The sequence below is a fragment of the Kordiimonas lipolytica genome (assembly GCF_042651265.1).
Classification (GTDB): Bacteria; Pseudomonadota; Alphaproteobacteria; order Sphingomonadales; family Kordiimonadaceae; genus Kordiimonas; species Kordiimonas lipolytica.
Genome location: NZ_JBHSCR010000003.1, coordinates 527,845 through 540,644 on the forward strand (window position 1 = coordinate 527,845; position 12,800 = coordinate 540,644).

Annotated in this window: 10 protein-coding genes; 6 read left to right on the plus strand and 4 right to left on the minus strand. The window is 57.5% G+C overall.

Annotated features, from left to right (window positions below; all coding sequences use genetic code 11):
* The first annotated feature begins 101 nt into the window (after positions 1–101).
* Entirely contained in the window at positions 102–1,772 is a 1,671-nt protein-coding gene (gene ettA / locus ACFO5Q_RS06625) for an energy-dependent translational throttle protein EttA (RefSeq protein ID WP_068153237.1), read from the plus strand.
* A 48-nt stretch (positions 1,773–1,820) separates the two neighbouring features.
* Here ettA and ACFO5Q_RS06630 read toward each other — a convergent pair whose 3' ends face one another.
* Entirely contained in the window at positions 1,821–3,062 is a 1,242-nt protein-coding gene (locus ACFO5Q_RS06630; protein WP_068153241.1) for a DUF547 domain-containing protein, read from the minus strand.
* A 215-nt stretch (positions 3,063–3,277) separates the two neighbouring features.
* Between ACFO5Q_RS06630 and ACFO5Q_RS06635 the strand changes: the two genes are divergently transcribed.
* A protein-coding gene (locus tag ACFO5Q_RS06635) for an IS3 family transposase (protein WP_231727364.1) occupies positions 3,278–4,377 on the plus strand; the annotation gives its coding sequence in 2 pieces (ribosomal slippage) (positions 3,278–3,539 and positions 3,539–4,377; 1,101 coding nt in all).
* A 97-nt stretch (positions 4,378–4,474) separates the two neighbouring features.
* Here the strand turns inward: ACFO5Q_RS06635 and ACFO5Q_RS06640 are convergent.
* A complete protein-coding gene (locus tag ACFO5Q_RS06640) occupies positions 4,475–5,248 on the minus strand; it encodes an MlaA family lipoprotein (protein ID WP_068153245.1) in 774 nt (257 codons plus the stop codon).
* Positions 5,249–5,524: 276 nt separating this feature from the next.
* Here ACFO5Q_RS06640 and ACFO5Q_RS06645 point away from each other — a divergent pair, with 276 nt between their 5' ends.
* The 4 genes from ACFO5Q_RS06645 to metH all read left to right on the plus strand — a co-directional run bounded on the left by ACFO5Q_RS06645 (position 5,525) and on the right by metH (position 11,175).
* Positions 5,525–6,451, plus strand: a complete 927-nt coding sequence (locus ACFO5Q_RS06645; RefSeq protein WP_068153247.1) for an ArsR/SmtB family transcription factor — start codon at positions 5,525–5,527, stop codon at positions 6,449–6,451.
* Between the two features lie 107 nt (positions 6,452–6,558).
* A complete protein-coding gene (gene metF / locus ACFO5Q_RS06650) occupies positions 6,559–7,467 on the plus strand; it encodes a methylenetetrahydrofolate reductase (RefSeq protein ID WP_068153248.1) in 909 nt (302 codons plus the stop codon).
* Between the two features lie 4 nt (positions 7,468–7,471).
* Positions 7,472–8,539 (plus strand): homocysteine S-methyltransferase family protein, encoded by a 1,068-nt coding sequence (locus ACFO5Q_RS06655; RefSeq protein WP_068153249.1) that lies wholly within the window; start codon positions 7,472–7,474, stop codon positions 8,537–8,539.
* Positions 8,540–8,544: 5 nt separating this feature from the next.
* On the plus strand, positions 8,545–11,175 hold the full coding sequence (gene metH / locus ACFO5Q_RS06660; RefSeq protein ID WP_068153250.1) for a methionine synthase: 2,631 nt from the start codon (positions 8,545–8,547) through the stop codon (positions 11,173–11,175).
* Positions 11,176–11,273: 98 nt separating this feature from the next.
* On the opposite strand, the gene ACFO5Q_RS06665 is transcribed toward metH, so the two are convergent.
* Complete coding sequence (locus ACFO5Q_RS06665) at positions 11,274–12,182, minus strand: MBL fold metallo-hydrolase (RefSeq protein WP_068153252.1); 909 nt, start codon at positions 12,180–12,182, stop codon at positions 11,274–11,276.
* Positions 12,183–12,263: 81 nt separating this feature from the next.
* Positions 12,264–12,797 (minus strand): PAS domain-containing protein, encoded by a 534-nt coding sequence (locus ACFO5Q_RS06670; protein WP_068153253.1) that lies wholly within the window; start codon positions 12,795–12,797, stop codon positions 12,264–12,266.
* Positions 12,798–12,800: the final 3 nt, after the last annotated feature.

Sequence of the window (12,800 nt, forward strand, 5' to 3'; positions counted from 1 at the left end):
GAGTAGAGTTTTCAACGCTGCACACATCGCTTGTCCCGCGGGCGATTCTGCGTTAATTGAGGCGCAAAGTTTTTTCAGATAAGAATAAGGATCAAAGCCCGATGGCTGCCTATCAATATGTCTATCAGATGCACAAGCTCACCAAACAGTATCCTGGTGGCAAGCAGGTTCTGAACGGTATTTCCCTCAACTTCCTGCCCGACGCGAAAATCGCGATCATCGGCCAGAACGGTGCGGGTAAATCGACGCTGATGAAAATCATGGCGGGCTATGACACCGAATTCGGTGGCGAGGCCTGGGCCGCAGAAGGCATTCGTGTGGGTTACCTGCCGCAGGAACCGCAGCTGAACGAAGACAAGGACGTTCTGGGCAACGTGATGGAAGGTCTGGCCTCCACGCAGGCGCTGGTGGACGAGTTCAACCAGGTGGCTGGCGACTACGGCATGGACCCTGAGAATATGGACCTCCTGAACCGTATGGGCGAGCTGCAGGAACAGATCGACGCCGCAGACGCGTGGGACCTGCAGTCTCAGGCCGAAGTGGCGATGGACGCGCTTTGCTGCCCGCCGAACGATTGGTCTGTGGATAAGCTTTCGGGCGGTGAGAAACGCCGCGTTGCGCTTTGTAAGCTGCTGCTTGAAAAGCCTGAAATCCTGCTGCTCGATGAGCCGACCAACCACCTTGACGCCGAAACCGTCGCCTGGCTCGAAAAATTCCTGCAGAACTACAAGGGCTGTGTGATCCTCGTGACCCACGACCGCTACTTCCTCGATAACGTGGTGGGCTGGGTGCTTGAGCTTGACCGCGGCCAGGGCATTCCGTTCGAGGGCAACTATTCAGCCTGGCTTGAAATGAAGACCAAGCGGATGGCGCAGGAAGAACGTGCTGATAAAGCCCGCCAGAAAGCCATGAATGATGAGCTTGAGTGGATCAGGCAGTCTCCAAAGGCGCGTCAGGCGAAATCCAAGGCACGGATCAAGGCCTATGACGAAATGCTGGAGCAGCAGCAGGAGCGTGTGGCCGGCCCGGCGCAGATCAAGATCCAGCCACCAGCCCGCCTGGGCGGCAAGGTGATCGAAGCCAAGGGGCTCACGAAGGCGTTTGGCGACAAGCTTCTGTTTGACGGCCTCGACTTCAGCCTGCCACCGGGCGGCATCGTGGGTGTGATCGGCCCGAACGGCGCGGGTAAAACCACGCTCTTCAAGCTGATTACCGGTCAGGAAAAACCTGACGCTGGCACCATTGAAATCGGTGACACTGTGCAGCTTGGCTATGTGGATCAGTCGCGCGACGCGCTGGACGCAAACAAGAACGTCTGGGAGGAAATCTCCGGCGGGCACGACATGTTCTATTTCGGCAAGCATGAAGTTTCGACCCGGGCTTATGTTGGCGCCTTCAACTTCAAGGGCGGCGACCAACAGAAGAAAGTTGGCCTGCTGTCGGGTGGTGAGCGGAACCGCGTGCACCTGGCGAAGATGCTCAAGGAAGGCGGCAACGTATTGCTGCTCGATGAGCCGACCAACGACCTTGACACCGAAACCCTGTCTGCGCTTGAAGAAGCCCTTGAGAACTTCGCTGGCTGTGCTGTGGTTATCAGCCACGACCGCTTCTTCCTTGACCGGATCGCAACGCACATCCTGGCGTTTGAAGGCGACAGCCATGTGGAATGGTTCGAAGGCAACTTCGAAATGTACGAAGAAGACAAGAAGCGCCGCCTGGGGGCAGATGCCACCCAGCCGCACCGTATCAAATACCGCAAGTTCACGCGCTAGGCGCTGCGTGCAAGTAGATACAGGAAAGGGGCCTTTCGGCCCCTTTTTTTATTGTTCCGGTTGGTTCTCTGACGCTGGTTCATCCGGCGCTGGTTCATCCGGCGCGTCATAAACTTCTTCAACCTCGACTTCGCCTTCTCGGTTTCGCTGGTTCTTCATATGAATTTTCTTGACCATATCCACCATATGGATCGGGAAGCGCGTCAGTGACTGGTTGTGGGTGATGGCCGTGTTGCCCCAGGCCGACGCCACCGCCGCTTCGCCAGCATACTCGCCGCCCACGAAGCTATAGTCCGCACCGCTGTTGGTGAAGGCGTTCAGGAAGGCGGCCGGGTTGCTGCTGGCGGACGAGCGCGAGCGGTTGCCGCCATAAAGGTCGGCGATATACCAATTGCGCTGGTCGGTGCCCACGCGGCTTGAGGCCGCCTTCAGTTTGTCTGCGAACACCGGCTTCGCATAGCGCAGCAGGTGGGCCTTCATATCGGTTTCAAAATCAGGGAACAGGGCGGCGTTGACCTCATAGAACATGGAGGTGCGGATGATGCGTTCACGAACAAACGCCCCCCGGTTGGAGTTGATGAACTCGCGCGCGTTGGCTTCAAGCTGATGCCATACGCGCACGCCGGTATAGGCCTCGTCGCGAATGTTCGGCCCGCCAATGAAGCCCTGAAACAGGCCATACATGATCAGCGGATTGCGGTATTTCGGGATCAGGATCTTGTGGTGGATGTCGTTCAAGGACAGCGGAATGCCTGCGACAGTCAGCACCTTTTCGTCCCAGAGCTGCGGGTAATGTTTCTTCAGGTTGGTTTCAGGGAAGACCTTGGCGATCTGGCTGATTACCGTGAGGTTATAGAGATTGAGCCAGTAAGCCAGCTGCTCCTTGCTGCTGAATTGGTTGAGTGGTACGGCGCTTGGGACTTTCTCAAGGTCGCGCCTGAGGGCCACCAGCACATCGAGGTTGTCACCCAGGAAGGCATGGAAGTCGATGCGGTTGCCTTCGGTTCTGGTGCTGCCGCGTGAGCCTGTTGAGATACGGGAACCCGTACGTGGCACTGTCTTGCCCGCGGTTGACCTGTCAGAATGGCCGGTTTCCCAAACGGTCTGGCTGAGGATCGCGGACAGGTCCTTATAGTCGATCGACATGGGCGAGTCCGGCGTGTCGCCCTTGAAGGCTTCGATGGCTGTGTCCGGGGTGACTTGTGCTTTTGCGGCGGGGGCGGGAGGAAGCGCGAGCGAAAGTGTGGCGGCAAGCAGGGCAGCAGCCCGTGAAAAATGTCTCTTTGTCATGATTATTCCCCCTCTAAAGCGTTTTAACTCCCGGATACTCGCAATGTTGGAACTACACGAACTTGGACAACCAAAGATTACACTTACCTCATCAAAAGTTTGAATTTTTTTACTTTAGTCACGAAAAAGCCCGCAAACACTTGGTAATACCCCCAATATTTAGCGGTACTCAAAAGTAGAATTTTCTCGTAATGAACACGGAGGAGATTTTACGAATGAAGAAGTCACGTTATTCCGACAGTCAGATCATCAGCATCCTGAAGCAGGCGGAGGCGGGTGCGCCTGTGCCTGAGCTTTGCCGGGAACATGGCATGAGCAACGCCAGCTTTTACAAGTGGCGTGCAAAATACGGCGGCATGGATACCTCGATGATGGCTAGGCTGAAGGAATTGGAAGCCGAGAACGCTCGTCTGAAGAAGATGTATGCTGACGTCCAGCTCCAGAATGATGTCATCAAGGAAGCTATGGCAAAAAAGTGGTAAAGCCGTCCCGCCGACGTGAGATGGCAAAAATTGCTGTCTGCAAGGGGCGGCTGAGTATTCGGGCAGCCTGCCGTGCTTTTACGATCAGCGAGACCTGTTACCGCTACGAACCGAAGCTTTGTGACGAGAATGCCGAGATAGCGGACTGGCTGATTGGTATCACGGGCCGCCAGCGAAACTGGGGCTTCCAGATGTGTTTCCTGTATCTGCGTAACGTCAAGGGCTTCAAATGGAACCACAAGCGCGTTTATCGCATTTACAGGGAACTGGAGCTCAATCTGCGGATCAAGCCGAAGAAGCGCCTGTACCGGGAGAAGCCTGAGCCTCTGGCGGAACCTGAGCAGATCAATGACATCTGGTCCATGGACTTTATGCATGATCAGCTCAGTGATGGCCGTAGCTTCCGGGCCTTCAATGTGATTGATGACTTCAACCGTGAAGCCCTGAGCATCGAGATCGACTTCTCCCTGCCAGCAGGCCGTGTCATCAGGGCTCTTGATCAAATCATTGAATGGCGCGGCAAGCCGCTTGCCATTCGCTGTGATAATGGCCCCGAATATGTAGGTCATCAACTGGCAGCATGGGCTGAAAAGCATGGCATTGGCCTGCAGTTTATCCAGCCAGGTAAACCACAGCAGAATGCCTATGTGGAACGGTTTAATAGGACGGTCAGGTACGATTGGTTGAACCAGTATATCTTTGAAACCATCGAGGAGGTGCAGGAAGCTGCCACAAAATGGATGTGGACTTATAACAACGAGCGGCCGAATATGGCGCTCGGCGGCATCACGCCGAAACAGAAACTGGCCATGGGCATGCCCATGGCTGCATAAAGCTTCTACTTTTGAAGCCCCCTAAATATGGGGGTATTACCACTTGGCTGCGGGCTTCCGAAAGTTGGTTGGGGAATGGACTGTTGCCAAGAAGGGATTACTGCGGGTCTTCCTCTTCCAGCTCATCCTCAAGGTCGTCGAAGAAATCATCCTCGCCTTCAAGGGGCGGTGGGTCGCCGTCATAAATTTCATAGCGGCGGTTCTGCCAATAGACAGTGCGGGCAAAGACATAGGGGTCGTCTTCCAGATACAGCTCCTTCAGCACATCGTCATACTGGACACGCAGGTCCCAGGCGTCGACGGCGGTACGTGCGAGGCTTAGGTCCCAGAACTTGCCTTTTTTATCAAGCGCCATTGCCGTGGGATCATAGAAAACATAGGTGGCGAAACCTGTGGTATCCCGAAGGTTGGATGGGCCAAGGAACGGCAGCACGATATAGGGGCCGTCTCCAAAGCCCCAGGTCGCCAGGGTCTGGCCGAAGTCTTCGCTATGATACTCAATGCCCATTCGGTCTGATACCTTAAAGAGGCCGGCGATCCCGATCGTGCTGTTGATGACGAATCGGCTCAGCGTCTTACCCGCGCGCTTGAACTTCAACTGAAGGATATCGTTGATAAAGACCCAAGGCTCGCGCAAGTTACGCATCGCGTTCGATATGCCGTCGCGGGGCGGCTTGGGTACGACGGTCTTATAGACAGCAACCGCCGGACTGATAACCGTTTTGTCGGCTGCCTCATTGAAAGCGAAGATGGCGCGGTTCATTGGCTCCAGCGGGTCGCTTACGCTGGCGGAGGGGCCGTTCTCTGGCGTTGAGGCACACGCAGCGGTCAGTAGCAGCAGGCCCAGGGCAATAAACTTGCGAGCTGTCATATGGGTTTCCGTTCAGGCGTTTCCATAAGGGCCGTTCTGGCGCGGCCATTTGTTATAAAATTTCGCGCTTTTATGCGCAATACCGCCGCAATGTGGCAACACGCGGGCTGTCCTTCAAGTCTATAGCCTAAAAAATCCATTTGCATACAGTCACAAAATGCGGAGCGGATTTAGAAAATGACGCGCGAAGCGTAAGAATTTCACGCCTTTACAAATATAAAGAAATCTTTATATTGCATGCAAACGCCACCGGATATTCCAACAGGGAAGCAAGGCATGGATGAACTTTTGGCAGCGCTTAGAGCCGTCGGGGAAGCAACCCGGCTTCGCATTCTGGCCCTTCTTGGGCGGGGCGAGCTGACTGTGGGTGAGCTTGTCCATATCCTAGATCAAAGCCAGCCCCGTGTCTCGCGTCATCTGAAATTGATGGGTGAGGCCGGTATCCTTGACCGCTTCCAGGAAGGCACTCAGGTGTTCTACCGTCTGGCGGATCGGGGTGTCGGGGCAAGGCTCAATGACGCGCTTCTGCCGCTTGTGGCTGATGATGATGACAGCCTTGAGGCGGACCTGAAGGCACTTGATGCCATCCGGACTGAGCGGTTCGAACGCGCCCAGGCTTATTTTCGTTCGCACGCCGAGGAGTGGGACCAGATCCGGTCGCTCTATGTGGCGGAAGCGGAAGTGGAGCAAGCGCTGCTGGACGTTCAGGGTGGCGGCAAGGTTGGTCGGCTGCTGGATGTCGGCACAGGTACAGGGCGCATGCTGGATGTGTTTGCGGCGCAGGCTGAGCAGGCGCTGGGCATCGATGTGTCCCGAGACATGCTGGCGGTGGCGCGCGGTAACCTGGCCCACAAGGGCCTGCAGAACTGCCAGGTACGGCTGGGCGATATGTATGACCTGGGCCTAGACGATGGCAGCCAGGACCTGATCATTTTTCATCAGGTGCTGCACTTTGCCGATGACCCGGCCAAGGCGATCCGCGAAGCTGCGCGGGCGCTTGGCAAAGGTGGCAGCATCCTGATTGCGGATTTCGCGCCGCACACGGAAGAATATCTGCGCGACGAGCAGGCGCACAGGCGCCTTGGCTTCGCGGACGAGGAAATCACGGCCATGGGCGAAAGCGCAGGGCTGAGCCGAACTGATCTCCGCCATCTGGACGGCGGTAAATTACGAGTAACAATCTGGCGGTTCGACAAAGTTTAAAATGATGGGCTCTGAAACAAGTTCAGGGTGACGAATTTAGAAACTGGGAAAAGTACCAGAGGCGAAGCCGAAGGACTTTTTCTGAAGGTTAGTTGAGGAGTAGGGCAATGGCCCAGCGTTATAATCCACATGGTCTGCATTCGCTTTTCGAAGAAGCGGTGAGTGACGTGAATGTTTCTTTCGAATTCTTCCCGCCCAAGACGCCAAAGATGGAAGAAACCTTGTGGAATTCCATCAAGACGCTTGAAGAGCTGAACCCGAAGTTTGTTTCCGTCACTTATGGTGCGGGCGGCGGCACGCGGGAGCGCACCCACAATACGGTGAAGCGGATGGTTGAGGAAACGAGCCTCGCGCCCGCCGCGCACCTGACGTGCGTTGGGGCGACAAAGGCCGAGATCGACGAAGTCGTGCGCGATTATTACGACGCCGGTGTGCGGTCCATCGTGGCGCTTCGGGGCGATCCACCAGAGGGCACCTGCCGTTATGAGGCGCACCCGGGCGGCTATGCAAACGCGGCTGAGCTGGTTGAAGGCATCCGGAAAATTGCCGATTTCGATATCTCTGTTGGCGCATACCCGGAAAAACACCCGGACAGCCCAAGCCTGGCAGCGGACCTTGATAACCTGAAGCGCAAAGTGGACGCGGGCGCGAACCGGGCCATCACCCAGTTCTTTTTCGAACCCGACCAGTATTTCCGCTTCCTGGATCACTGCGATTCATACGGCATCAATGTGCCGATCGTGCCGGGCATTTTGCCCGTGACCAACTATACAACGCTGAAGAATTTTGCCAAAACTGCGGGCGCCAGCGTGCCCAAGTGGCTGGGGGACCTGTTTGATGGGCTTGATGACCGGCCGCAGACGCGCCAACTGGTGGCTGCGACGGTCGCCGGCGAGATGGTGCGCAGGCTTTATGCGGGCGGTGTCCGCGATTTCCATTTCTATACGCTCAACCGGGCGGAACTGACGTACGCGATTTGCCATATGCTGGGTATTCGCGCCGGACAGGAGGGTTAGGGTTATGACAGACCGGACAGCACTTCTTGAGAAACTCGCAAACGAGCGCATCCTGGTGATGGACGGTGCCATGGGCACCATGATCCAGAAGCACAAGCTTCAGGAAGCCGACTATCGCGGTGAACGCTTCAAGGACTGGCCGTCGGACCTGAAGGGCAATAATGACCTTCTGGTGCTGACAAACCCGGACGTGATCGCGGGCATCCACGCTGCCTTCCTTGAGGCCGGTGCGGATATCATTGAAACCAACACCTTCAATGGTACCACCATTTCCATGGCGGACTATGACATGCAGGAGTTCGCTTATGAAATTAACCTTGAGGGCGCCAAGCTTGCCCGCCGGGTTGCGGATGAGTGGACCGAGAAGACGCCCGACAAGCCGCGTTTTGTCGCGGGCTCTGTGGGCCCTACCAACAAGACGCTTTCTGTGTCGCCGGACGTGAACAACCCTGGCTTCCGCGAAGTGAATTTCGACGACGTGGTCAAAGCCTATAAAACGCAAGTTGAAGGCCTGATGGACGGCGGCGTGGATATCATCCTGATTGAAACAGTGTTCGACACGCTGAACGCCAAGGCGGCGATTTTCGCCACGCAGGACGTGTTCGAGGAACGCGGCACAGAGCGGCCGATCATGCTTTCCTGCACCGTTACCGATATGTCGGGCCGGAACCTTTCGGGCCAGACCATCGAGGCCTTCTGGTATTCGGTGAAGCACGCCAAGCCGTTCACCATCGGCCTCAACTGCGCATTCGGCGCGGAGCACCTGCGCCCGCACGCCGTGACGCTTTCGGCCATTGCCGATACGCGCGTCGCCATTTACCCGAACGCGGGCCTGCCGAACGAGATGGGCGAATATGACGAAAGCCCGGACGTGACTGGCGCGCACCTGAAATCATGGGCGGAAGAGGGCCTCCTCAATATCGTGGGTGGCTGCTGCGGCACCACGCCAGAGCATATCAGGGCCATCGCCGACGCGGTCGCGGGCATTCCGCCCCGCAAAGTGCCGACCATTGCGCCTGCCATGCGGCTTTCCGGCATCGACCCAATTTCAATCATCAACGCGGCTGAGTAAGTATCATGAGTAAACCAACGGCCCAGTTCATCAATGTCGGCGAACGCACAAACGTCGCCGGTTCCGCCAAATTCAAGAAGCTGATTTTTGAAGGTAACTATGAAGAAGCTGTCTCCATCGCCCGCCACCAGGTGGAAGGCGGTGCGCAGATCATCGACATCAATTTCGATGACGCCATGCTGGACGCCGAAGAGGCCATGGAAACCTTCCTGAAGCTGATTGCAGCAGAGCCTGATATCGCCCGCGTGCCGGTGATGATCGACAGCTCCAAATGGAGTGTGATCGAGACCGGCCTCAAGTGTGTTCAGGGTAAGGCGGTGGTGAATTCCATCAGCATGAAGGAAGGCAAAGAGCCATTCGTTGCGCAAGCGAAACGGATTATGCGTTATGGCGCCGCCGTGGTTGTAATGGCGTTTGACGAAAAAGGCCAGGCCGACAGCATCGACCGCAAGTATGAGATCTGCAAAAAGTCCTACGACATCCTGGTGAACGAAGTGGGCTTCCCGCCGGAAGACATCATCTTCGACCCCAACATTTTCGCGGTGGCGACCGGGATTGAAGAGCATGATAACTACGGCGTGGACTTCATTGAAGCCACTCGCCTGATCAAGAAAAACCTGCCGCACGCCAAGGTTTCCGGCGGTGTGTCGAACGTGTCCTTCTCGTTCCGGGGCAATAACCCGGTGCGCGAGGCCATGCACAGCGTGTTCCTCTATCACGCCATCAAGGCGGGGATGGACATGGGTATTGTGAACGCGGGCCAGCTGACGGTTTATTCCGATATTCCGGATGACCTCAGGGAGCGGGTCGAGGACGTGATCCTCAACCGCCGGCCGGACGCCACGGAGCGGCTTCTGGAAATCGCAGACGACTATAAAGGGCAGGGCGCCAAGGCGCGGGTAGAGGACCTTTCGTGGCGCGAACAGCCGGTTGCAAAGCGGCTTGAGCACGCGCTGGTGAAGGGCATTGCCGATTATATTGAGGAAGACACAGAAGAAGCCCGACAGCAGTTTGACCGCCCGATCCAGGTGATTGAAGGCCCGTTGATGGACGGCATGAATGTGGTGGGTGACCTTTTCGGTGCGGGCGAAATGTTCCTGCCGCAAGTGGTGAAATCCGCGCGCGTGATGAAACAGTCAGTGGCCTACCTTCAGCCGTTTATCGAGGCCGAAAAGGAAGAGGGCAGTAAGGCCAAAGGCCGCATCGTGATGGCGACCGTGAAGGGTGACGTGCACGACATTGGCAAGAATATCGTCGGCGTGGTGCTGCAGTGTAACAATTTCGAGGTGATCGACCTTGGCGTGATGGTGCCGTGGGCGGATATCCTGAAGGCGGCGAATGATCATGACGCCGACATGATTGGCCTTTCCGGCCTGATCACGCCAAGCCTTGACGAGATGGTGACCGTGGCGTCCGAGATGAAGCGCGCCAAGTTTGATATGCCGCTGCTGATCGGCGGTGCCACAACCAGCCGCGTACACACGGCGGTGAAGATCGCGCCTGAGTATGACGGCCCTGTAACCCACGTGCTGGACGCGTCCCGCGCGGTGGGTGTGGCCAGCCAACTGGTCAGCGAAGACGGCAAGGCGGCCTTTGTCGAGAAAACCAAGGCGGAGTATGACGAGATCGTGCGCAAGCGCCTGGCGAAGCCGAAATCGGACCGCCTGGTGGGGCTTGAGGACGCGCGCAAGAACAAGGCAACGCCTGATTTTGACGCCTTCACCCCGGTGCGCCCAAGCTTTACGGGCACGCGTGTGTTCGACGATTTCCCGCTTGAGGACCTCATCGAGCGCATCGACTGGACACCCTTCTTCCGCACCTGGGAACTGGCGGGCACATATCCCGCGATCCTGGAGGATGACGTGGTGGGCGAAAGCGCGCGCAGCCTGCTCGCTGACGCCGAGGCCATGCTGAAGACCATCGTTGAAGAAAAGTGGCTGACCGCGAAGGGCGTGGTGGGTTTCTGGCCTGCGAACGCAGATGGTGACGACGTGGTGCTTTATACCGGCGATAACCGGAATGAAGAGCTCAGCCGCGTGCATTTCCTCCGTCAGCAAATCCAGAAGCGGGAAGGCCGCGCCAATGACTGCCTGGCCGATTTCATTGCGCCCGAGGGCACCAAGCCTGACTGGATGGGTGGCTTTGTTGTAACGGCGGGCCACGGTATTGAGCCGCATCTCGCGCGCTTCCAGGCCAATCACGACGACTATAGCGATATCATGCTGAAGGCGCTGGCCGACCGGCTGGCGGAAGCCTTTGCCGAGAAGATGCACGAGCTGGTGCGCACGGAGCTTTGGGGCTTTGCGGCTGATGAGGACCTGACGAATGAGGAAATCATCAAGGAGCGCTACACGTCCATCCGCCCCGCGCCCGGTTACCCTGCGTGCCCGGACCATAGCGAAAAGCCAGAGCTGTTCCGCCTGCTGGATGCAACCAACGCCACCGGCGTGGAACTGACCGAAAGTTTCGCCATGACGCCGACAGCGGCTGTTTCGGGCTATTATTTCGCGCACCCGGACGCGCACTATTTCGGTGTGGGCAAGATTGGCGAAGACCAACTGGCGGACTATGCGAAGCGCCGCGGCGTGGATATCGAGCAGGCAGCCCGGTGGCTCAGGCCCAACCTGGCTGACTGACCCAAATCGTCACTCACCGGCTTGACCGGTGAGTCCATGTTGCGCGCTCGTGGGTGTACCACTGGATTCGCCGATCAAGTCGGCGAATGACGAGCGGTTCAGGGCGTGAACACGTCCAGGTCACTGGCGGAAATGATCGCGCCTTTGTATCCCGCGTCGCGGATTTCCTGCACCAGATCAGGGTCTGACGTGCCCCAGTAAAGCTGGTGCGTCAGCACCAGAAGCTTGGGCTTGGCTTTGCCGGCGAGTTCAGCCAGCTCAGACGCCGATGTGTGGAAGCTTTTGTGATACTTCTGCCAGACGGGCTCGCGCCGGCGCCAGCCCGCGTCGGAATAGACCTCATGCACCAGAATGTCTGCGCCCCTTGCGGCTTCCAGCAGGCGGCCGCTCGGGCGCGCATCGCCGGATACCACTATGGTTTTTCCGCCCGCTTCGAACTTGAAGCCGTAAGCTTCATCCCAGCTGCCGTGTAGCACCGGGATCGCGCTGATTTTGATCGATGGCGTGTCGACAAGCAGCTTGTTCTGGCCAATCTCATGCACGGTCACCTTGAAGCCGTCAGGGTTGGCGGGCTCCAGCCCGTTCAGCCGCATCGCCACATCAACCGCATAAGCTTTCGACAGATGTGCCACCATATCTGCGCTGCCAGTGGGGCCATATAGCGTCAGCGCGTGGTCGCGCTCCAGCACCCAGGGCGTGAACATAAGGTCAGGCAGGCCAAGCGTATGGTCGGAATGCAGGTGGGTGATGAACACATGATCCAGGTTCGGCTGCGCCAGTTCCGGCACGCCTTTTTGCTGTGCTGCGGCGGCACGGCGCACAACGCCCGGGCCCGCATCCACCAGATAGGCTTTGCCCCCAAAGGTGACGGCAAGCGCAGGTCCTGACCGGGCCGGGTCCGCGTTCGGTGTACCGGTGCCCAGCATCACAAGCTTCATGGCGTCCTCAGAATAGGCGCTGGCGGTGAACAGGCTGATGGTCAGAATGAAAATGGCTATCCGGCGCATGAATGTCCCCGTTTGTTGCAGTGCCGGGAACTATGGCATGGATGCCGCGCGCGGGGGAGGGCTAATTGCCGGGAAGCAGGATCAGGAAGAAAAGGGGTGGAACATGATGCCATACAGGATCATGTCTACCGTATCGCCGTCCTTGGAAAGCGGCAGTGCCAGCACGGAATAATGGTGGAAGTTTTTGGGTGCCCATTTGGCCTGGATGTTGGTGGCATAATAGGGCTGCAGGTTATGGGTGAGCGTGACGGCCCGCTTGATCACGTCGTCTGAATTGGGGAATTGGCTCCAGGTTTTGCCCGTCAGGTCCACGCCGCTGTCTTCGGCGATCTGGGTGCCGCACAGGCGGAACGTGAACTCAGGGCTGTGGCCTTTGGTGTCAACATCCACCAACGCGATATGAGGCAGCAGGCGGGTCAGCTCAAGGGGGCTGAAGTCCCCGCGGCAGGGAAGTTTCCCCAGGCTTGATTTCTTATCTATCCAGAACTGGTAAAGGGCCGCCAGCTCCGACTGGCGGATTATGGCCTCGGCGTTATCCTCATAAAGAACGCCAGCGCTCGGCGCACCTGCGGAGCCGCCGGACACAAGGTCCCTCAAAATTGAAATGCCAGCCATGGT